The sequence below is a fragment of the Arthrobacter sp. JB02-1C genome (assembly GCF_057748045.1).
On record NZ_CM173235.1, the window covers coordinates 2,786,157 to 2,807,503 of the forward strand.

Below are 21,347 nucleotides of genomic sequence, written 5' to 3' on the forward strand. Positions count from 1 at the left end.
CATCGCCGTGAACGAACCAGCAGACCGCCCGTGGACCGCCCTTTATCCCGACGGCGTCCAACCGGTCATCGAGCCGGTGGCCCGGACCATCAATGACGCCTGGGCCCAGCGCGTCCGTGACGCGCCGGACGCCACGGCGGTCACCTACTTCGACCAGTCGCTGTCCGCGTTCGACGTCGAATCGCTCACCGACGCGCTCGGCGCCGAACTTCAACAGCGGGGCGTTGGGCAGGGGAGTGTCGTCGGCATCTACCTGCAGAACATCCCGCAGTTCGCCCTGTCCATGCTGGCCATCTGGAAGGCCGGGGGGACGGCGCTGATGCTGAATCCGATGTACAAGGGAAAAGAGCTCCGCAACATCATCGACGACTCGGGCGCCGTCGGGATTGTATGCCTCGACAGCGAGCTTGACGGCGTCACCGAGACGCTCCGCGGCAGCAGCGTGGCCTGGGTGATGACCACCTCGGACCTGGACTTCCAGAGCGAAGACGATCCGCGGGTCTTCCGCTCGACGGACCGGCTTCAGCAGACGGACGAGGACATGCGCGCGATCATCCACCGGCGGTCCGGCCAGGTCCCGGTCCCGCCCCCGCTCACCGCAGACAGCGTGGCGCTGCTGACCTACACCTCGGGAACCACCGGCCCGGCGAAGGGCGCCATGGGAACCCACCGGAACGTGCTGAGCGTGGCAACAGGTTATGCGCAATGGCAGGATCTGGCCGACGGGGACGTCGTTCTCGCGGTCGCGCCGCTCTTCCACATCACGGGTGCGGTGGCCACGGCGGTGACGTCCCTCATCCATCCGGTGAACCTGGTCTTCATCAACAGGGTGCGGCCGGACGTCATCCTTGAGTCCTTCAGCAGGCACGGCGTCACTCATGTCATCGGGTCCATCACTGTCTTCAACGCGCTCCTGGACCTGGCCCACGCGACGTCCGCGGAGTTCACGACGCTTAAGTACATCTACTCCGGCGGAGCTCCGATCCCGCCGGCCACGGTCGCAACCTTCCAGGCACGATTCGGCCAGTACATCCACAACGTGTACGGCATGACCGAGACGGCTTCGGCCGTGATCGCCGTGCCGCCCGGCCAAGTGGCGCCGGTGGACGCGGCCAGCGGCACGCTCGCGATCGGCGTGCCCCTGCCGAACCTCATGGCCCGGGTCATCGGCCTGGACGGCGAACCGGTTCCGGCCGGAGAACCGGGGGAGCTGGAACTCAGCGGGCCGCAGGTGACCCCCGGCTACCTGAACAAGCCGGCAGAGACGGCAGCCGCGATTCCCGCGGGCCGGTTGCGAACCGGGGACGTAGCGATCATGGACGCGGCCGGCTGGATCTACCTCGTGGACCGGATGAAGGACCAGATTAACGTCTCCGGCTACAAGGTGTGGCCCCGGGAAGTCGAGGACGCCCTCTACGAACACCCGGCGGTGCTCGAAGCCGCGGTGGTCGGCCAGCCAGACAGCTACAGCGGGGAAGCGGTGGTCGCCTACGTCTCCCTGAAGGCCGGCGAACACGTGACCGACGCCGAGTTGGTCACCTTCGCCAAGGAGCGGCTGGCCGCCTACAAGTATCCGCGCCGCCTCCACATCCTGAACGATCTCCCCAAAACACACACCGGCAAGATCCAGCGGCGGGAACTCCGCGGCCTGAACCTGAAGGACTGAACGTGACCGGACAGAACGAAACCCAGCCCACCATCCCGCACCGGCTCGACGGCAAGACTGCACTGGTGACCGGCGCCAGCCGCGGCATCGGCCTCGCCATCGCCCGCAGGCTCTCGGCGGAAGGCGCGCGGGTCATCCTGACGGCCAGGACGCAGGAAACCCTCGATGCAGCCGTCGCAACCTTTCCGGCCGGCACCGCGTTTGGCGTCGCGGGCAAAGCGGACGACGCCGGACACCAGCAGGCGGTCTTCGACCTGATTGCCCGCGAAACCGGGGGCCTGGACATCCTGGTCAACAACGCCGGCATCAACCCGGTCTACGGCCCGCTGGCCGAACTCGACCTCGACGCCGCACGAAAGGTCTTCAACGTCAACGTCCTCGGAACCCTCGCCTGGGTGCAGGGCGCACTATCCCACCCCGGGCTGGGATTCCGTGACCGCGGCGGCTGCGTAGTCAACATCTCCTCCGTCACCGGCGACACCCCGTCCGAAGGGATCGGGCTCTACGGCATCAGCAAGTCGGCGGTGTCCCACTTGACCCGCACCCTCGCCGTCGAACTCGGTCCCGAGGTCCGCGTCAACGCCGTCGCCCCCGCGGTCGTCAAAACCCAGTTCGCGAAGGCGCTCTACGAGGGCAAGGAAGCGGAAGTCGCTAGGCATTACCCGCTCAAGCGGCTCGGTGCCCCCGAGGACGTCTCCGCCGCCGTCGCGTTCCTCGCCTCTCCGGACGCCGACTGGATTACCGGCCAGATCCTCACGGTCGACGGCGGCCTGCTGGCCGCTGGCGGGACCGCCTAGCCCCTCCTGGACGAGTTCACGTGGCTCAGCGCTTGCCCTGCCGCCCTTCCCGCCCGAAAGGACCTCCCATGAACCAAACCTCCCTGCCCCCCGCCCTCGACGACCTCCGGCTCCGCACACGTGACTTTATCCGTAGCGTCGTGATTCCCGCCGAGCCGCGGCCCGGCGAACGCCTGGCCGACGGACTCCGCCGCGAACTCGGCGAAGCCGCCAAAGCCGCCGGCGTGTTCGCCCCGCACGTCCCCGTCTCCTTTGGCGGCCAGGGCCTGCCGGTGGACCAGTGGTCCCCGATCTTCCAGGAAGCCGGCTATTCCCCCATCGGGCCGGCCGTCCTCAACTGCATGGCGCCCGATGAGGGCAATATGCACATGCTCAACGTCATCGGCACCGAGGATCAGAAAAAGCGCTACCTTGCGCCCCTCGCGGCCGGCGACACTTTTTCCTGCTTCGGCATGACCGAACCCCACCCGGGCGCGGGATCGGATCCCGCGGGGCTGCTGACCACCGCGACCCGCAACGGTGATTCCTGGACCATCTCCGGTGACAAGCGCTTCACCAGCGGGGCCGAGCACGCCGGCTTCGCGATTGTCATGGCGCGGACGCCGGATGTTGGGACGGAGCAGGACAGCGCCACGATGTTCCTGGTGGACATGGATGCCCGCGGTGTCCGGCTGGGCAATCCGATCCACACGATTGACCGGACCATCGCCGGCGGCCACCCCAACGTGCACTTCGACGACGTTGTGGTCGGACCGGACGCGGTGCTCGGCGAGGTCGGGCTCGGCTTCAAATACGCCCAGGTCCGCCTGGGGCCGGCCCGGCTCACACACTGCATGCGCTGGCTTGGCCTGGCCCGGCGCTCGCTGGATATCACTTTGGACCGGACCAACACCCGCGAAATCTTCGGATCTCCCATCGCGCAGCTCGGCATCGCCCAGGAGATGATTGCCCAGTCTGTGATCGACATCGAAACCTCGGACGCGATCATTACCACGACCGCCGCCCTCCTGGTCTCCGATCCAAAGGCCGGCTCCGCGATGTCCTCGGTCGCCAAGGTGCACTGCTCCGAGGCCGTCTTCCGGGTCATCGACCGCGCCATCCAGCTGTGCGGAGGCGACGGCGTGTCCGACGGGCTGCCGCTGGCACAGTACGCCGCCGAAGTCCGTCCGTTTCGGATTTACGACGGCGCCAACGAGACCCACAAGTGGGCCATCTCCCGGCGCGCCTCGTCGCAGCGCCGCCGCGCGGTCGCCGCGGGAGAGCAGTTCCTGGGCGCTGCCCGGTTCCCCGACGGAGCCGCTTCATGACGCCCGCGGAAGTCGCAGGCGCGGCCGAGCCCGAGGTCGTCGACAGCGAGGACCAGGCCGCCTCGCTGACCCGGCCGCCGCTGCTCATCCTGGCCAACGTCCGCGAGTTCCTGGACGGAGCCGGGCTGGGGTCCGGCGACGTCGGGTGGGAGCGGATCGGGGACGGCCAGTCCAACGTGACCTTCCGGCTCCGCCGGGACGGTACCGACGTCGTGCTCCGCCGCGGGCCCCGGCCGCCGCTGCCCAAGTCCACCCACGACATGGTGCGCGAAGCGCGGATCCAGCTGGCACTGGCCCCGCTGGGCATGCCCGTTCCGCGCATCCTGGCGGTGTGCGAGGACGACTCCGTCCTCGGTGTTCCGTTCTACGTGATGGAACACCTCAACGGCACGGTCCTTACCGACACGGTATCCCCGCACCTCGACGCCCAGGAATCGCGCCGGGCGACGAGCGAGGCGGTAGTGGACACGCTCGCGGACCTGCACTCCCTGGACGTGTCCAGCGGCGATGTCGCCCGGATCGGCCGGCCCGAGGGCTACCTCGAACGCCAGGTCGCCCGCTTCGCCTCGTTGTGGGACGTCAATACCACCCGGGACCTGGCCGCCGTCGGGCGCCTGGCGTCCTGGCTGGAGGACAACCGCCCGGAAAGCCAACGCAATTCGGTGATCCACGGCGACTACCGCACGGGGAACCTGATGTTCGCCCCAGACGGGCCGCCCCGCGTGACCGCCGTGCTCGACTGGGAAATGGCCACGCTGGGGGACCCGCTGGCCGATCTTGGCTACCTGACCGCGACCTACGCCGACGCGGACGAGCCGTTCACCACGATGGAGCTGACACCGGTCACGAGGCTGCCTGGGTACCTCCGCCGGCAGGAACTGATCGACCGGTACCAGGAGCGGATGTCCCTCGACCTCACGCCCCTGCCCTGGTACCAAGCCCTTGCCCTGTGGAAAGCAGCGATCTTCAGCGAGGCGATCTACACGCGCTGGCTGCGTGGCGAACGTCCGGGCGACAGCGGGTTCGGCGCTTCCATGGAACACGGTGTGCCGCAACTGCTAGACGTCGCGGAACGGCTTGCGTCCCGCCTGAAGTAGGCCAGTCATTGCCTCAGAACCCGAATTCCTCATACAGCGCAGTAGGGAAGGAACCACCATGGACAGCACAATCCGACTCGAGGCTGCCCCGCCCTCCGGGCAGCAACAGCCCCATCCCGATCAACGCTCCCAACGGCGTTCAATGTTCGCCAGCACCATCGGCAACGTCCTGGAGTGGTACGAGTGGAGCGCCTACGCCGTCTTTGCGCCCTTCATAGCGGCGGCGATGTTCGATTCCAAAGATCCGGTCTCGGCACTGCTATCTACCCTGGCCGTTTTCGCCGTGGGCTTCCTGATGCGCCCACTGGGAGGGATCGTGTTCGGCCGGATCGCGGACAAACGCGGGCGCAAGTTCGTGTTGATCACGACCATGCTGATCATGGCCGGCGGCTCGCTCCTCATCGGGCTGATGCCGACCTATGGGCAGGTGGGGATCTGGGCTTCGGTGCTCTTGCTGCTGGCCCGGGTAGCCCAAGGCTTCGCCCACGGCGGCGAGTCCGCCACGGCCAACACGTATATCGCGGAGATCGCGCCTCGGGCCAAGCGCGGACAGTGGGGCAGCATTGTCTTCGTGGCCATATTTGGCGGCTCGGTGCTGGCCTACGTTGTTGGCGGTGGCGTGACCAGCGTGCTGGGCGCGGCCGGTGTGGCCCAATGGGGATGGCGCATCCCCTTCCTGCTCGGGGCCCTGCTGGCTCTGGCCGCTCTCTACCTTCGCAAGGGAATGGACGAGAGTGAAGTCTTCGAAGCCAAGGCCGCGGCTGCCGAGGTTGCACCGATCCCGCGCAAGACCGTCACTCGTGCCGTCCTGCTCATGATTGCCATGACTTCCGGCATCACCGCTGCCCACTACACCTGGACGTCCTACGCCTCCACTTTCGCCATCACACAGCGGGGGATGGATCCCCAGACCGCGTACTGGGCCTCCGTGATCGCGCAGTCGATTGCTCTCATCACCCTGCCCTTCTGGGGCCGGCTCTCGGACCAGATCGGGCGTCGGCCACTGCTGATCGGCTTCTCCGTCGTCATGGTCGCCGCACAGTTTCCGCTGATGGGGATGATCACGAGCGATGGCTGGACGCTCGCCGTCGCCGCCACCCTGGCCCTGTGCATCGTCGCTATCCCGGGGGCGTTGCTCGCGGCCGTGCTCTCAGAGAACTTCCCCACGAAAATCCGCACCCAGGGCATCGGCTTTGCCTATTCGTTGTCGGTTGCGGTCTTTGGCGGAACGGCACCCTACCTGAATGCCCTCTTCAACAGTTGGAGCCTGGGCTGGCTGTCCAGCGCATACATTATTCTGCTCTGCCTCGCCACGGCGCTCGCGGTGTTCAAGCTCCCTGAGACCAAGGGCATCGATCTCCAGGATGCTTGAGTTCCTCCGCCGTGAGCCGGACCCCGAGGCCTTCGGCTGGGCCTCGGCGGTAAGCGTCTCCAGCGGACGGCCAAGCGTGGGAGTCCTCCATACGCGCGCCCTACTGGGGCTACCGCTCGGAGCTGTTCGAGGTTGGTCATGCCGGCAACTCCCTGCTTGGCCGTGACGTAGGGAGCCCCGGGAATGCAGCGGAGAGGGCGCGGCGGCTCTCAGGAGGCTACCTACTTGTGCGCGTGGTGAACGGCAGGACCAACCGGGACGGGTGGGCGGCGTCGCGGTAGATCTTGTGGGTGACGGGCCGGCCAACCGGCAGGTGGAAGGCATCCGGCGGCAGCAACGCGTTGTGCTCGTCGGCCAGCGGCTCGCCATTCGAGAGCTCCACAGTCAGCCTGTGACCGGGCTTGAAGGTGTTCGCGAACGGGTACAGCCGCAGCACGTACTCCTCGATCGCCCCGGGTTCCACCGGCACGGAGCGGGTGTGCGGGTGGACCGGGCTGCCTTCGGTGCTCCGCTCGTCAAGTTCGCGGTGCGAGGCCTTGAGGTAGCCGCTGGTGATCAGTTGCCGCTTGCCGTTGGGGGCGTAGTCCCACAGGCGCAGGATGAAGTTGGTATCCGGCTGGTCGATCTCAGCGAAGATGTGCGCGGCGCCGGTGCCGATCATTTCCGTGTCCTGCTCGAAGGGCGGCGTGGACCAGCTGATTATTTCCACTTTGTCGGTCACCGTCAGCGGCGCCTGGTAGAAGCCGTCCGGGGCCGCGTATTCGGCGCCCAGGAACTCCGGCTCGGTGGACAGCTTGTGCCGCGGGCGCAGGTAGAGGGACGTGTACTCGATGTCCTTCGGCGGCCACGCCTCCGCGGTCACGAGCTCGCGGGAGCCCTCCACGAAGACGCTGACGGCAGGCTCGTCCATTACGCCGTTGTCGTTGCCCTTTATCCAGTAGTCGTACCACCGGAACATCTTGTCGTGTTCCTCGATGAATGGCCGAGACTGCATCGGCGGGTACGGGCCGATGTCCAGCTTCTTCGGGCCCTTAAGTGCCTTGAAGAGCTCGATCGTGCCGTCCATGGTCCAGCCCCGGCCCTGGTCGATCTGCAGCCAGACCGGGATATCGATGTTCGGCGCCAGCGTGATGGGGTTGCGCTCCTCGTACCAGTCGCCGTCCAGCTCATTCATCACGATGTCGAACCAGGCTTCGTGGTTCTTCGGATAGTGCAGGACATGGACCAGGTTCGGCCAGGCGGCGACGTCGGGATCCTCAAGACGGTTCTGGACGAGCTTCTTCAGTTCCTCCGGGGGGTAGTTCTCGATCATGCGGGACTTGACGCCGTCGGTGAACGCCCAGCCGGAGTCGCCGCCACGGCCCTCGCGGGCGGCGCGGGGCATGAACCACATGATGCCGCCGTGGTAGGTGGTCTCGTAGAAGTCGTAGTGGCCGCCGGAGACGAAGATCGCCTTCAGGTGCGGCGGCCGCTCGGCGGCGGCCAGCACCTGCATGGACCCGAAGTAGGAGATGCCCACCATGCCGACGTTGCCGTCGCACCATGGCTGCTCCGCGACCCACTCAATGAAGTCATAGGCGTCCTCGCCCAGTGACACGCCGCCGGCGTTGTAGTTGCCGATGTGCTCGCCGCCGGAGTGGCCCGAGCCGCGCAGGTCGCCGATGACGTGGACGTAGTCCTCCTTGACGATGCGGGCGATGTCGCCGGCCTCGATGCAGCCGTCCCACATCGGGCTGGGGCGCCGCTGCGCCGGCGTGGTGAGGGCAAGCGCCTGCAGTTCCTTGCCGTAGGGGCTTAGTGCCACGAGTGCGGGCCGCGGCTTGTCCTCGGGTCCCTGGTACGCGTCCGCGGCGAGCTCGACGCCGTCGCGCATGGGAACCCGCAGGTCCTTGCGAACGGCGATCTTTTCGCCGCCGGCGTTCAGTAGCTGGAGGTCATCCATGAGTGCTGATCTCCTCATTTTCTGTCGTGTGGTCCCACGCCGTGCGGTAGCCGTGCAGCGTGGTGAAGAACGGGGACGGTTCCAGGGCGGGATCCCCGGCGTAACCAAGGTCCGCTGCTGCCCGGGCGAAGGGGGAATAGGGGGACTCCGTGTCCTCGAGTCCGGCAGCCAGACAGCCGCAGGCCGCGTCCTTGACGCGGGCCTCGACGTCCAGGCTCCCCTGAAACGCTTCCCGGGCCTGCCCGGCGTCAAGCTCCACGCCGTAGGGTGTGCCGTCCGCACGGCGGTACGGGTGTCCCAGGTAAAGGTGCCGAGGACGGATTTCATCGCTGAGGTACTGCAGGCTGGAGCGGTAACCGGCGGGGTCCACAAACCCGGGAAAGCCGTTGGCGGCACCGTGGACCTGGACGGCGTCGCCCACGAACACGTCGTTTTGGCCGTCAATGACATAGGCGACCGACCCGGCGGTGTGCCCCGGTATCGAGTGGACCGACACGGTGACGTCCCCGCCGAGGGAGAGGGTTTCGCCGCCGCGCACCAGCACGTCAGGCTCCATCTCGCCCGAAATGACGGCGTTGGTGGCGGCTGCCAGTTTGGCCTCACCGTCCGGGTCATGCAGGTATTGCCCCCGCCCGGCAAGGTATTCGTCCACGTGGGCGCGGCGTGAGCGCAGCATCGGCGCGTCGGCCTCGTGGATGACCACCTGGGCACGCCGTCCGGTGAGCTCCCACAGGGCGTACGCGCCGCCGATGTGGTCGATGTGTCCGTGGGTCAGCAGAATCCAGCGGACTTCCTCGATCCGGCGGCCGATCGCCTCCAAGGCCGGCACCATGCCGTCGACGGGCGAGGACGCGATGCCCGTATCCACGATCGCGGGCTCCGGGGCATCGATGAAGAAGCTGTAGAGGCCGAACCGCCCCCACGGTGAGACAAGGGGGTGGACGGCGACTGGCAGGGTCATAGTGCTCCACTCCTTTGAGGCGCGGCGCCCCTGCCGAGGAACACGGCAGTTTCCTCGATCGCCCCGTAAAACTCCGGAATCCAGGAGAAGTTGGCGACGAAGCCGTGGTTGGCGCCGGCGTAGCGGCTGACCGACGCGTCCACGCCGGCTTCCATGAGGCGGCGCGCGTACAGCTCGCCCTCGTCCCGCAGGGGGTCATGCTCGGCGGTGATGACCAGGGCAGGCGGCAGGCCGGAGAGATCCTGGCGCTTGATGGGGGAGACCAGCGGATCCGCCGGGTCCGCCCCACTGTCGAGGTAGAAGGAGTTAAACGGCAGCAGCCCGGCCGTCTCGAGTCCGAACCCTTCGGCGTTCTCCCGCAGCGAGGCGTAGCGGTCGACGTCGAAGTCCAAGTCCAGCGAGGGGTAGTAGAGGACCTGATGTGTAATCCCCGGGAACCCGTCGTCGTGGGCCTTCGCGGTCACGGCGGCGACGAAGTTGCCGCCCGAGCTGTCGCCGGCGACGGCGAGGTTCTTCCCGTCCCACTTCAGGCCCGGACCCTGTTCGGCGGCCCAGCGGACCACGCCGTAGCAGTCCTCGAGGCCGGCCGGGAAGGCCGCCTCGGGGGCCAGGCGGTAGCCCACGGAAATGACTTTGTAGCCGGTTTCCTCGGCCAGGGAACGGGCCACGTGATCGTGGGTGTCCAGGCTGCCCAGGAAGAACGCGCCGCCGTGAAAATACACCAGCAGGCCGTAGGTCTCCGCCTCCACAGGCGTGTAGATCCGCACCGGCACCTCGCCCGAGGGCGTCACGGCCGTGGCGTCCTCGACGGCGTGGAGCGGGAGGCGCTCCTCCAGCGGCGGGACCTGCGCGGCCTCACCGGCGCGCATGGCGCCCGGGTCCAGGGGAGAACCATCGGGGGCGGGCAAAGTGGCCAGGATTTTGGCGATTTCCGGATGGATGGCCATGCCGTTATGCCTCCATCTGGACGGGCTGCTGGGATGCGGGCTTTTGTCCGGGGAAGACGTCGTTGACCTCTCCCTCCGACCATCCCTGGCGCGAGATGAGCTGCAGCTCGTCCGTCACCGGCTTGCGGGTCGCCTGGAACAGCGCCAGCGCTTCCTTGACCGAACCGGCCTTGGCCAGCGCGTCGGCCAGGGCGCCGGCATCTTCGATGGCGGAGTTCGCACCCTGCCCCTGGTGGTGCAGCATGGAGTGGGCCGCATCGCCCACCAGGACCACCGAGTCGGTGTGCCAGGTGTCAACGGGGTCGATGTCGTAGACCGCCCGGATGTTCACCGAGTCCAGGTCCAGGCCCCGGGCGATCCCCACGATCCGCTCGTCGAAACCGTCCACAGTCTTCAGGAGGTCGTCCTTGCTGATCGCGGGGGCCCAGGTGCCGTCGGGGTTCAGGGCGGTGATGTCGAAGGACATCTGGTTGCGGTGGCGCAGCGGTAGCAGGTAGACCTTGGTGCCCTTGCCGATGTACATCCGCAGGTTGTCGTCGACTACTAGGCCGTGGGCGTCGTCGGCGGAGATTACCACCCGGTAGGCGTGCTCGCCGGAGAACACCGGGCCCTCGGTGCTGAAAAGTTGCTCGCGAACCGCGGACTTGATGCCGTCGGCGCCGACCACCAGGTCGGCTTCGACGCTCTCCCCGTTGGCGAAGGTCAGGACGGAACTGGCACCCTTGTCCTCGATCGTCACCAACCTGTGGCCCAGCTGCACCATGCCCTCGGGGAGCACGCCCAGCAGGGCCTCGATGAAGTCGCGGCGGTGGATGAGGTAGGTCTGCTTCTCGGCGCCGAACTCCGGCCAGGTGTCTTTCATGATCGGCTCGCCGGTGGCGGTGAGGATCTCGAAGTAGTCGCTCGGTGAACTGACCCTTGCGACCGCATCGAAGATCCCCCACTGCCGGAACCGGGCCATCGTGGCGGGGCGGAGGCCGATGCCGGCGCCGACCTCGCCCATCTGGGGTGCCTGCTCGTAGACCGTGACGTCTGCGCCGAGCAGGCTCAGGGCCTTGGCCGCTGCGGCGCCGCCGTAGCCGGCGCCGACGATGGCGATCTTGAGGTTTTTGATGTCTTCAGCCTTCATGGGATAGGTGTCTTTCTTGACGCTTTCTTGGCCGGGGCCAAGTCAGGGGAGGGGTAAGTTGCGGTGGGCGGTGCGGGTCAGGCGCTCAGCGAGAGGAAGTCGGCGGGATTGTCCTGGAGCAGGAGTTTGAGGGTGGCGTCGTCGATGCCGGCTGCCCGCATGTCGGGGATCATGTCCTCAAAGATGTAGTTGATGGTGTGGCCCTTCACGCCGGGCCAGCCCAGGGGGCTGCAGTTGGCGTCGGCCGAGACCAGGAGCTTGTCCGCGTAGCCCTTGTTGATGAGCTTGACGAAGTGCTCCATGCGTTCGGCGCGCTTGCGGCCCCAGAACGGCGGGTCGGGCAGTTCCAGGTCGTAGCCGAAGGTATCGAAGCCGATCCGGCCGCCCTGCTCGTAGATCCAGTCGTGCGGGGTGATCGGTGCGTTCAGGCCGTCGTCGGCGTGGCCGAAAAGCACCCGGTCCAGCGGGAGGCCCTCTTCATTGAAGATGGTCACGGCCGGTTCCGGGTCGATGGCCAGGTGGGTCAGGATGGGCGCGCCGGTGACGACGCCGGCGCGGGCCGCGGCCCGGTAGATGCGCTTGTCCAGCTCCGTCATGCGGCCGCCGCGGCTGACGCCGACCTTGATGACGCCGGCCTTGGCGCCCGTGGTGCCGATGCCGACGGTGATCTCGTGGATGAAGACCTTGGTGAGGTAGTCCACTGACGCGCGGGAGAAGTGGGGCAGGGCGGTGTCCCCGCCGACGAAGCCGGTGCAGGCGACGATGTGGACGCCCGTTTTGGCGGACAGGGACTTGTAGTAGTCGACGTCGCGGCCGTTGCAGATGCCCGTGGCATCCACGAAGGTGCCGCCGCCGTGGTCGCGGAATTTCCGCAGCTTGGGTACGGTTTCCTCGTAGGCCTGCTCGGGCGATTTCCACCACTTGGTGTCCAGCTCGGAGCCGGGCATGCCGTAGCCGATGTGTTCGTGGACCGCCACGATTTCCAGTTCTTCTGCCGGGATGGTTCCCAGCACGGTGTTGACCTTGGTCATTCGTTCACCTCAGGTTCGAAAGGGTTGGGGGATGTGCGGATGCGTGATTAGCGCACGGCCAGCAGCTTGCGCGGGTTGTCCACGAGGATGCGCCGGGCGTCTTCTTCGCTCAGGCCCCGGGACTTGAGGAACGGCACGAACGTGGTCAGGACGTGGCTGTAGGGCAGGTTGTACTCCGGCAGGCCTTTGGCCACGCCGATCGAGTTGCCCGACAGGATGATCTTGTCGGCATGGCCGGCCTTGACGAGCTCGAGCACCAGTTCCGTGCGCTCATGGTCGGTGAGGTAGTCCGGGTCGTCGTTCAGGCCCACGTGGTCGATGCCGACGAAGGCTCCCCGGCCGGCCACCTCGACGGCGGAACCGGCGGCGTCCTTGCGGTCCAGGTCGCCGACGAGGACCCGCTCGGCTCCGAGCTGCTCTTCCAGGACGATGTCGAGATCGTGCAGGGCATCGGCGCCGAAACGGATGGAGACCGGCACTCCGGTGTCCCTGGCGGCCCGGGCGGAACCGCGGAACAGGCTTTCCTCCGTGGCGGTCATGCCCGCGCGGTCGGCGCTGGTGGCGACGATGCCGGCAGCGGCGCGCCGCTCGACGCGGGGGACCACCATTCCCTCGGTGACCTCTTTGCCGAAGAGCTCGCCAAACTTGTCCGCCGGCCACGGCGTGGGCGGGTTGGTCTGCGGCGTCAGGAAGTAGCCGCCGAGTTCTTCCTCCGGTCCCAGGCCCGTGGAGGCGATGATGTGGACGCCGGTGGAGCGGGAGAGCGCCTCGTAGAGCTTGAGGTCCCGGCCGTGGAACATGCCGGTGCTGTCGACGATCGTCTGCCCGCCGTGGTCGCGGAAGTCCGTGAGCTTCGCCGCCAGGATGTCGAAAATGTCGGCCCGGTCCATCGAGATGTCGGGGGCGTACTGGGCGCCGGGGAGCACCGAGAGCAGGGCCTCGTGGACCGCCACCACACCCAGTTCGGACTCGGGCACGGGACCTAGAACCGTGTTGACGGTTCGCCCGGCGTGGGCCTTTGTCGCTGCGGCGGTGCCGGCGGGGGTGGGGTGACTCACGTGGCTTCTCCTTTGGGGTTCGGGGCTTGAATGCATGGGCGCCGCGGGACCTGAGATGCCAGCGCTCCGTTGCGGTGTTGCCAGCATCACACAACGCTTTACATCGCGTCAAGGAAATAGTCGACGCGTACGGCTTGCCAATAGGCTCGAAGCGTTTGTGAAGAAAACATTGCGTATGCGCTCTTGACAGTCTGTAAAGCTTGGCCCCACACTGTGGTGAGCGCCACACATTCTTCCGAAACAAAGGAGTTTCATTGATGAGTCTGACCACACCGGTGCCGGGCCGAGGCTCTGTGCGAGCTACCTTCGTGGCCGCCTACAGCGCGGTCACACTGGCTCAGATCACCAATGCACTGCCAGGGGCCCTTAACGGCACCTTTGCGGTGGAGTTCCACACCTCGGGCGCCGGCCTGACCTGGATCGCCGGGATGTTCATGATGGGTATCGTGGTGTTTGAGCTCAGCTGGGGGCTTCTGGGAGACCTGTTCGGCCGCAAGAAGCTGCTCTACGCGGGCGCTGCGGTCAGCGTTGCCGGCTCGGTCCTGGCGGCGCTGGCTTCCACCACCGAGATGATGATCGCGGCGCAGGCAGTCGGCGGCATCGGGGCCGGCATCCTCTTCCCCATTTCGCTGTCCATGATCGCGGCGATCACCCCCGACCACCGCGCCCGGGCCAAAGTCATCGCCACCTGGGCCGGGTTCCTCTCGCTGGGTGCGGTCATCTCTCCCACGCTGGCCGGCCTGACGGCTGCGGTCTTCACCGTTCCGGGTGCCGGGGCAGGCGAGCCCAACGCCTTCAGTGGTTGGCGCGTTGCCTACTACATCGCCGCCGCGATCGCCGTCGCCGTCCTCATCGTTGCGGTCCGTGCGAAGGACTCCGCAGCCGCCGAGGGGCGCAAAATGGACCTGCCCGGCCAGGTGACGCTCGCGCTCGGCCTGATCGCTGTTCTTTTCGCCACCGTGCAGGCGGTCGACGCCGGCTTCGGCAGCGCCGAGGTGATCACCAGCTACGTGGTCGGCGGCCTCCTCCTCGTCGCCTTCGTCGTCATCGAAATGCGCACCAGCCAGCCACTGATCCACCTGTCCCTGTTCCGGAACAGTGCCTACTCCATCACCGGCATCGTTGCCGTCACCGGCATGTTCGCCTTCCTCGCCGTCTGCTTCAGCACCAGCGTCTCCGTCGGCGGACTCGCCCTCGCCGAAGCCTGGAAGGTAGGTGTGCTCTTCGTCTTCATCCAGGGGCCGGCGTTCGCCTTCATCCCGGTGGTGGGCTGGCTGATCCACCACGTGGCCCCGCGCTGGGTGCTCACCGGAGGCTTCGGCTTCATGGCCGCCTCGGCCTTCTGGCTCTCGACCTTCGCCCTGGGCACCCCTGAGGCCTTCGGCGGAACCCCCTGGACCGCGTTTATCACCCCGTTGCTGCTGCTCGGCATCGGGTTTGCGCTCACCGTCGGCTCCATCACCGCCGTCGCCATCAACACCGTCCAGCCGCAGCACATCGGCATGGCGTCCGCCACGACCAATCTCCTGCGGGACCTCGGCTTCGCCCTGGGCCCCGTCATCGGCTCGGCCATTGCGTTCGGCGTGGGCGCCAGCGTCTTCGCCGGCCCCCTCGCCGGAATCCTCGGCGGGGCAGGGCTGCCCGCCGACGCCGTCGCCGGACTGTCGCACGTGCCGCCGCTGGGCTACCTCTCCGGCTGGGATGGCGTCATCGCGCAGTTCTCCGGCCAGGCGGCGGCGTCTGGCGCACCCGCCCAGGCCGTCGACGGCATGGTCAAGGCCCTCGGCTCCGCGCAGCAGCAGATCCAGGGCGTCGCCGGGACCTCCCTGGGCCACGGCTTCCAGACCGTCTACCTTGCCGCCGGCATCGCGGCGACGCTCTCCGCCATCCTTACCCTCTTCATCTCCGCAGGCTCCTCGGCACCCACGCCCGACGCGATCGCGGAGACCGCCGAAGCCAACGCCGAAGCCAGCGCCGAGGCGGCCGTCTGAGTCTGACCACCTGGCCCCAACCACTGATCTTCACTAGGAGAACACCATGACTGCACCCCTCGAATCCAACATCGACATCTGGGATGACGCCATCCTGGTCGACCCGTACCCCACCTACGCCGCGCTCCGCGAGCAGGCCGCAGTGGTCCACCTGCCCAAGAACGACCTCTACGTCCTGACGCGCTACGACGTCATCCGCGACGCCCTGGGGGATCCGGAAACGTTCTCGTCCACCAGCATCGGCTTCAACCCCATGGTGAACGAAGCACTCCAGGGCACCTCCCTCGCCTCCGACCCGCCCATCCACACGCAGCTGCGCGCCACGCTGTCGCAAAACCTCACGCCCCGCGCACTCCGCGGACTTAAAATCGTCATCGACGACAAGGCTGACAAGCTCGTCTCCGAACTCGCCGCGAGCGGCAGCTTCGAAGCCATCGATTCCTTGGCCCGGGCCTTCCCGATCGAAATCGTTGCCGACCTCATTGGTTTCCAGGGACACGTCAAGGACAACATGCTGCGCTGGGGCCAGGCCGCGATGCAGGTTCTTGGCCCGCTGAACCAGCGGACGCAGGAGAGCTTCCCGATCGCCGGCGAGCTCTACGGCTGGTGCTCATCGGTCACCGCCGAGGACCTTGCCCCCGGCTCGATCGGCCGCGGCATCTTCGACGCCGAGACCCGGGGCGAAATCCCGACGGGTACTGCGGGGCACATCATCCACCAGTACCTCGGCGCGGGTGTTGATACGACCATCGCCTCGATTGGGAACATCGTTGCGCTGTTCGGTCGCCACCCGGGGCAGTTCGAATCGGTCCGGAAGAACCCGGACCTCGTCCCGGCAGCGTTCGCCGAGGTGCTGCGCTACTGGGCGCCGATCCATGTCTGGGGCCGCAAAGCAACCCGCGACGTCGAGATCGACGGGGTCACCATTCCCGCCGGTGCGCAGGTGGGCATTCTCTTCGGCGCCGGAAACCGCGACCCGCGGCACTACGAGAACCCGGACACCTTTGACGTGCTGCGCAACCCGGTGGACCACCTCTCGTTTGGCTACGGACCGCACGGCTGTGCGGGCCAGGGCCTGGCGAAACTTGAAGCGCACGCGATCATCGACGCCCTTGCCCGCAGGGTGGAGATGCTGACGATTTCCGATGAGATCCGGGTCCCCAGCAACATGACGCGGAGCATCGAGAAGCTCGAGGTCACCAAGGTGGTGGCAGCATGAGGATCGAACTGGACCGGCCGCGCTGCGAGGGACACGGCCTCTGCGAGGAAGCCGCACCGAAGCTCATGCACCTCGACGACGACGGCGAACTGGTCATCGATGTCGCGGAGGTGGAGGGGCCCGAGCTCGACGCCGCCAAGGCTGCGGTGCGGGTCTGCCCGGTGGCCGCGTTGCGACTGTCGGCCTGATGATGCGCAGGATCGTGGTGGTCGGCAACGGCATCGCCGGTCTGACGGCCTGCGGCTCGCTGCGCTCGGCCGGTTACGACGGCGAGCTTACGGTGGTGGGCGCCGAGCGCCACCATCCCTACAGCCGTCCCGCCCTGTCCAAAGCCCTGCTCCACGGCGGTGGGGGGAATAGCGATGGCGGCCTCCAGGCGCACGAGCTCCCCGAGCCGGGCCACGAAGCCACCGAGCTGCTCGGCGTGACCGCCACGGGACTGGACGCTGACTCCCGGCGGGTGCGCCTGGCCGGGGGCGATGAGCTGCCGTACGACGGCCTGGTCATCGCCTCCGGTTCCCGGGCGAGGCGGCTCACGGCAGCCGGACCTGGCCAGGATGGCTCCAACCGGGAACTAACCCTGCGCACCATCGAGGACGCGGTCCTCCTCAGAGAACGAGTCGCATCCCGGCCTTCGGTGATCGTGATCGGCGGCGGACCGCTTGGCATGGAAGTCGCGTCCGGATGCCTGCACGTGGGCTGTGACGTCACCCTCGTCTCCGACGTGGCGCCACTCTCGCGCCAGCTCGGCGCCCACCTGGCGGACATCTTCACCTCCGCCGCCACCGCCGGCGGACTGCGGGTGGTCGGGGGCGGGCGGGCCCGCCTCGTCGATTATGGTTCGTGGAAGCGGGTCGTCCTCGCCGACGGCACGGAACTTCACGCAGATCTGGTGGTCACCGCCGTCGGCGACGAGCCAAATATTGACTGGCTGGCCGGGACCAGCCTCCTGACCGAGGGCTCGCTGCGCGTTGATTCGCGCGGCCGGGTCCGGCCGGAGATCGTGGCGGCCGGCGACGTGGCGTGCTTCCCGACCCGCCGCGGCGTGCAGCGGGTGCCCTTGTGGACGAGCGCCATCGACCAGGCCAAGGTCGCGGCCGTCGGCCTGCTGCACGGCGACGCCGCCCCGGAGTTCGACTTCCAGTCGTACTTCTGGACGGAGGGCTTCGGGTTGTCGCTGAAGATGGCTGGCTTCACGCCCGCGGCGGGGGCCCCCGACTATTGCGAACCTGGCCGTGAGGAGGGGTCGGTGCTCCTGCGCTGGGAGAATCCGGACGGATCCGGAACCGCTGCCGCAGTCAATTACCGGATCCCGGTACCCAAGCTACGCCGGCTGGCCGTCGCCGGCCCCGCTGCGCTGCAGCCGGCCACGCCGGTCCGGGTATGACCCTACCCCCGCTAGGATTAGTCCATGCCGTCGTTGCGAGAAGCCCAGAAGAAGCACACCCGCGACGTTATTGTCGAGCGCGCGCTTGAGCTCTTCACCGACAAGGGTTACGCCGCGACCACCATCGATGAGATCGCTGCGGCCGCAGGCACCACCAGGGTGACCTTCTACGCCTATTACCCCTCACGAAGTGACCTTATGAGGGACTTCATGGCGCGGGTTAACGCGGTGCTGGACCGGGCCGACGGGCCTGACAGCGGCTCCACCGCACCCGACCTTGTCGACATCGTGCGGGTCGGTGAGCTGTCGGGGATCCTGGCGTGGCTGGAGTCTCGGGCCGCTCTCTGGCCGGTCTTCCGGCCCTACCTCGACGTCCTGGACGAGGCCGCCGCAGCCGACCGTGACGTGCGCGCGATGGTGGAGGGATGGCATGAGGAGGTCATAACGGACCTCGTCCGTGGCATGCGGTTGGCCGGTCGTTTCTCGGAGGAGACCCACCACATCCGCGGAACACTCGCCTTCACCTCACTGGACTACGTGGCCACACTCTGGACCCGACGGAAGTTCGAACCAAACCGCGAACACGCCCTGGAGGTGCTGGCCGAGAGCTGGTACCACCTGCTCTGCGACGAGGGCTGAGCCTGCGCCAAAGCGGCTCTGCCGCCGCAATGCAGAACAGGAAAGCCCCCCGATGAGGGGGCTTTCCTGTTTCTTGCCACTCGGTGGTGCTGCTCAGATCCACTTCGGCGCGGACGGAACCGGGGCGTTGGCGGTACCAGCGCTGGCGGCGGTGACGCCCGCGGTGCCTCGGCCCGCGGCCCATTCGACGACAGCGGGCAGCGGTCCCGAGACCACCGTCGGGGACGCCGACGCGGTGTCGCCGAACGTCAGGCCGCGGTCCGTGACCTTGACGATGAGGTCCTTGTCCGTGCCGCGGGTCTTCCAGGCGCCGGTGATGTCCGCCAGGAGCCGTTCCAGGACCGCGACGGGGATGTCCCGGAAGGCCGCCCCGTTGTCCAGGTCCACCGCGTGCATCCAGACTTCGCGGGTCCGCATCCACACGGTTTCGCTGGCGGGTACTTCCCGGCCCTGGATGGTGCGCACTTTGTGGTGCCAGGCGTCCCCGGGCAGGTCGCGCCATTCCACGTTCAGGTGCACCGCGGAGTGGTCGAACAGGTGCCGCAGTGCGATCGGGCTCAGCGTGGCGCCGAAGTTGATCTCGTGGTCGCGGACGTCCGTGGAGGCATACATCGGGGTCTCCACCCCGGTGGCCGCCCACTCGACCAGCCGGGCGACGGCGCGGGCGTTGTAGCCGACGTGGGCCGTGATGTGGCGGCGGCTCCAGCCCGGCAGCAGCGAATCGCCGTCGAGCTCGGCGTCCGAGAGCTCGTTGAGCTTGCGGGCGAAGAACGCCGTGCCCCGGCGTGCCTGCAGCAAGGCTGCCTGCAGCTCCGGGTCCGTCGTCTGGTCCTGGCGTGCAACCATCAGGCTTCCTTGACCACGCGGTTCTTCAGCTGTCCCAGCCCGTCGATGGTGGTGACCAGCAGCTGGCCTTCCTGCAGGTAGCGCTTCGGATCCTGGGCATGGCCCACGCCGCCGGGGGTGCCGGTGGCGATCACGTCTCCGGGGTTCAGCGTGATGATGGTGGAGATGTAGGAGACAAGGTATTCCGGGGTGAAGACCAGGTCGCCGGTGGGCGTGCTCTGCTGGATTTCGCCGTCGACCTCGGAGGTCATCAGCGGGCCGGCGGTGAACTCGTCCTTGGTGACCAGGGCCGGGCCGAACGGGGTGGACTTCTCCCAGGTCTTGCCCTGCAGCCACTGGATGGTGCGGAACTGGTAGTCACGCATGGACACGTCGTTGAGCACGGCGTAGCCGGCGATGTGGTCCGCGGCGTCCGCTTCGCTGATCCGGCGCCCGGCCTTGCCGATCACGACGGCGAGTTCGGCTTCCCAGTCGACCGCGTCGGATTCCTGCGGCAGGGCCAGGTCGTCGTTCGGACCGATCAGGGATTCGGCGTACTTGGCGAACAGGGTGGGGTGCTCGGGAACTTCCCGGCCCATCTCCTTGATGTGGTTGCGGTAGTTGTGGCCGACGCAGATGATCTTGCCGGGGGAGGGGACGACGGCGTCGAGGTCCGCGCCCTCGAGGGGGTGCGTGGCGCCCTCGGCGTTGCGCGCCGTGGTTTCCCAGTCCGCGGTGCGGAGCAGTTCGCCGACGTTGGCGTAGCCGTCGATCTCGGTCAGGGTGTCGCCGTCCTGGCGGACCGCCACGGTGCCCTTCTCAGTGCCGTTCACGGTGCGGAGGGTGAGGAGTCTCATGCGTTCTTGCGTCCTTCGATGTAGGTGCGGTTGAAGTTCAGGCGTTCGAAAATGGGGGCATCGCTGAAGCGGAAGAGGTCGAATTCCGACTCGGCCTGCAGCTCCCACGCGGCCCAGGACGGGACCACAAACAGGTCGCCCTTCGCCAGGGTCCGGGTCTCACCGTTGAGCACCACCGAGCCGGTGCCCTCGAAGACCTGCCAGACGCTCGAACCCACCTCGCGGACGGTTTCGGTGCTGGCGCCGGCGCGGAGCCGGTGGAATTCGGCCCGGATGGTCGGCATGACGTCCCCGCCGGTGGTCGGGTTGGTGTAGCGGACCGCGGCGTGGCCCTGGGAGACCGTGGCCGGGTGGCCCTCGTCCTCCAGCAGCAGCTGCTCGCGCAGCGCCCGGTCGGTGTGTTCCCAGCGGTACGCGGCGATCGGGGAGCTGGTGGTGTCGTCCAGGCCGGAGAGCGGGCGCAGCCCCGGGTGCGCCCAGAGCCGTTCGGACCGGGAGATGTCCGGGGTGGCCTCGTCGGTGACGCGTTCGGTGCCGAACTCGAAGAACCCGGCGTCGGCGTAGTGCACGAACGGGATGTCCAGGCCGTCGATCCACGCCATCGGCTCATCGGTGTCGTTGTGGTGGCCGTGGAAGTTCCAGCCCGGGGTGAGCAGGAAGTCCCCGCGGGACATCCGGACCGGGTCGCCGTTGACGACGGTCCAGACGCCTTCGCCCTCGACCACGAAGCGGAAGGCGTTCTGCGAGTGGCGGTGCTCCGGGGCGGTCTCACGGGCGCCGAGGTACTGGATGGCAGCCCACAGCGTGGGGGTGGCGTACGGGGTGTTGCCCAGGCCCGGGTTGGCCAGCGCGATCGCCCGGCGTTCACCGCCGCGGCCTACTGGGACCAGGTCCCCGGCGCGGGCCGCCAGCGGGTACAGGTCGCTCCAGCGCCAGACGTGCGGCACCGCCTTCGGGGAGGGGACCATCGGCATCAGGTCCGCGATCTCGGTCCACAACGGGATCAGGTTCTCGCGGTCGAAATCCCGGTAGAGCTCCTTGAGCTGGGCAGCCTCCTCGGGCGTGTGCTCGGGGACAGCGTGCCCCGCAGCTACAGATTCATGGGTCGTGTTCTCGGTCATG

19 protein-coding genes are annotated in these 21,347 nt (G+C 67.6%); 10 read left to right on the forward strand and 9 right to left on the reverse strand.

The annotated features are described in order from the left end of the window. The first annotated feature begins 7 nt into the window (after positions 1 to 7). The 5 genes from AC3ANP_RS13085 (at position 8) to AC3ANP_RS13105 (ending at position 6,239) form a co-directional block, all read left to right on the forward strand. Positions 8 to 1,666 carry a class I adenylate-forming enzyme family protein gene (locus tag AC3ANP_RS13085; RefSeq protein WP_488330590.1) on the forward strand — a complete coding sequence of 553 codons (1,659 nt, stop codon included), beginning with the start codon at positions 8 to 10 and terminating at the stop codon, positions 1,664 to 1,666. A gap of 2 nt (positions 1,667 to 1,668) precedes the next feature. Beyond that, positions 1,669 to 2,463, forward strand: coding sequence for an SDR family oxidoreductase (locus tag AC3ANP_RS13090; RefSeq protein ID WP_488330591.1), 795 nt, complete (start codon positions 1,669 to 1,671; stop codon positions 2,461 to 2,463). A gap of 68 nt (positions 2,464 to 2,531) precedes the next feature. Next, the gene (locus AC3ANP_RS13095; RefSeq protein ID WP_488330592.1) at positions 2,532 to 3,770 is read left to right on the forward strand and encodes an acyl-CoA dehydrogenase family protein; all 1,239 of its coding nucleotides are present in this window, start codon (positions 2,532 to 2,534) and stop codon (positions 3,768 to 3,770) included. Further along, complete coding sequence (locus AC3ANP_RS13100) at positions 3,767 to 4,867, forward strand: phosphotransferase family protein (RefSeq protein ID WP_488330593.1); 1,101 nt, start codon at positions 3,767 to 3,769, stop codon at positions 4,865 to 4,867. Before AC3ANP_RS13095 ends, AC3ANP_RS13100 begins: the two co-directional genes overlap by 4 nt. Before the next feature lie 58 nt (positions 4,868 to 4,925). Then, the gene (locus tag AC3ANP_RS13105) at positions 4,926 to 6,239 is read left to right on the forward strand and encodes an MFS transporter (RefSeq protein ID WP_488330594.1); all 1,314 of its coding nucleotides are present in this window, start codon (positions 4,926 to 4,928) and stop codon (positions 6,237 to 6,239) included. 217 nt (positions 6,240 to 6,456) lie between these two features. Here the strand turns inward: AC3ANP_RS13105 and AC3ANP_RS13110 are convergent, their stop codons facing one another. The 6 genes from AC3ANP_RS13110 to AC3ANP_RS13135 form a co-directional block, all read right to left on the reverse strand. Further along, a complete protein-coding gene (locus AC3ANP_RS13110; protein ID WP_488330595.1) occupies positions 6,457 to 8,181 on the reverse strand; it encodes a CocE/NonD family hydrolase in 1,725 nt (574 codons plus the stop codon). Further along, on the reverse strand, positions 8,174 to 9,142 hold the full coding sequence (locus AC3ANP_RS13115) for an MBL fold metallo-hydrolase (RefSeq protein WP_488330596.1): 969 nt from the start codon (positions 9,140 to 9,142) through the stop codon (positions 8,174 to 8,176). Before AC3ANP_RS13115 ends, AC3ANP_RS13110 begins: the two co-directional genes overlap by 8 nt. After that, positions 9,139 to 10,089: an alpha/beta hydrolase gene (locus AC3ANP_RS13120; RefSeq protein WP_488330597.1), complete on the reverse strand. Its 951-nt coding sequence runs from the start codon at positions 10,087 to 10,089 to the stop codon at positions 9,139 to 9,141. The genes AC3ANP_RS13115 and AC3ANP_RS13120 overlap by 4 nt, the downstream gene beginning before the upstream one ends. A 4-nt stretch (positions 10,090 to 10,093) precedes the next feature. Beyond that, on the reverse strand, positions 10,094 to 11,218 hold the full coding sequence (locus tag AC3ANP_RS13125) for an FAD-dependent oxidoreductase (protein ID WP_488330598.1): 1,125 nt from the start codon (positions 11,216 to 11,218) through the stop codon (positions 10,094 to 10,096). A gap of 77 nt (positions 11,219 to 11,295) precedes the next feature. Further along, positions 11,296 to 12,249, reverse strand: a complete 954-nt coding sequence (locus AC3ANP_RS13130; RefSeq protein WP_488330599.1) for a phosphotriesterase family protein — start codon at positions 12,247 to 12,249, stop codon at positions 11,296 to 11,298. Between the two features lie 47 nt (positions 12,250 to 12,296). After that, positions 12,297 to 13,307: a phosphotriesterase family protein gene (locus AC3ANP_RS13135; RefSeq protein WP_488330600.1), complete on the reverse strand. Its 1,011-nt coding sequence runs from the start codon at positions 13,305 to 13,307 to the stop codon at positions 12,297 to 12,299. 257 nt (positions 13,308 to 13,564) lie between these two features. On the opposite strand from AC3ANP_RS13135, the gene AC3ANP_RS13140 reads away from it, so the two are divergent. Genes AC3ANP_RS13140 through AC3ANP_RS13160 form a run of 5 tightly spaced genes read left to right on the forward strand, consistent with a single transcriptional unit; the run spans position 13,565 to position 18,543 of the window. Beyond that, positions 13,565 to 15,298: an MFS transporter gene (locus tag AC3ANP_RS13140; protein ID WP_488330601.1), complete on the forward strand. Its 1,734-nt coding sequence runs from the start codon at positions 13,565 to 13,567 to the stop codon at positions 15,296 to 15,298. Between the two features lie 46 nt (positions 15,299 to 15,344). After that, positions 15,345 to 16,517, forward strand: a complete 1,173-nt coding sequence (locus AC3ANP_RS13145) for a cytochrome P450 (RefSeq protein ID WP_488330602.1) — start codon at positions 15,345 to 15,347, stop codon at positions 16,515 to 16,517. Continuing rightward, on the forward strand, positions 16,514 to 16,705 hold the full coding sequence (locus AC3ANP_RS13150; RefSeq protein WP_488330603.1) for a ferredoxin: 192 nt from the start codon (positions 16,514 to 16,516) through the stop codon (positions 16,703 to 16,705). The genes AC3ANP_RS13145 and AC3ANP_RS13150 overlap by 4 nt, the downstream gene beginning before the upstream one ends. Further along, on the forward strand, positions 16,705 to 17,904 hold the full coding sequence (locus AC3ANP_RS13155) for an NAD(P)/FAD-dependent oxidoreductase (protein WP_488330604.1): 1,200 nt from the start codon (positions 16,705 to 16,707) through the stop codon (positions 17,902 to 17,904). Before AC3ANP_RS13150 ends, AC3ANP_RS13155 begins: the two co-directional genes overlap by 1 nt. Positions 17,905 to 17,928: 24 nt before the next feature. Next, positions 17,929 to 18,543: a TetR/AcrR family transcriptional regulator gene (locus AC3ANP_RS13160; RefSeq protein WP_488330605.1), complete on the forward strand. Its 615-nt coding sequence runs from the start codon at positions 17,929 to 17,931 to the stop codon at positions 18,541 to 18,543. A gap of 93 nt (positions 18,544 to 18,636) precedes the next feature. Here AC3ANP_RS13160 and AC3ANP_RS13165 read toward each other — a convergent pair whose 3' ends face one another. From AC3ANP_RS13165 to AC3ANP_RS13175, 3 genes are read right to left on the reverse strand one after another with little or no spacing between them, the layout of a single operon-like run. Beyond that, the gene (locus AC3ANP_RS13165; protein WP_488330606.1) at positions 18,637 to 19,389 is read right to left on the reverse strand and encodes a maleylpyruvate isomerase family mycothiol-dependent enzyme; all 753 of its coding nucleotides are present in this window, start codon (positions 19,387 to 19,389) and stop codon (positions 18,637 to 18,639) included. Then, positions 19,389 to 20,225, reverse strand: a complete 837-nt coding sequence (locus tag AC3ANP_RS13170) for a fumarylacetoacetate hydrolase family protein (RefSeq protein ID WP_488330607.1) — start codon at positions 20,223 to 20,225, stop codon at positions 19,389 to 19,391. The genes AC3ANP_RS13165 and AC3ANP_RS13170 overlap by 1 nt, the downstream gene beginning before the upstream one ends. Beyond that, entirely contained in the window at positions 20,222 to 21,346 is a 1,125-nt protein-coding gene (locus AC3ANP_RS13175) for a cupin domain-containing protein (RefSeq protein WP_488330608.1), read from the reverse strand. The genes AC3ANP_RS13170 and AC3ANP_RS13175 overlap by 4 nt, the downstream gene beginning before the upstream one ends. Position 21,347: the final 1 nt, after the last annotated feature.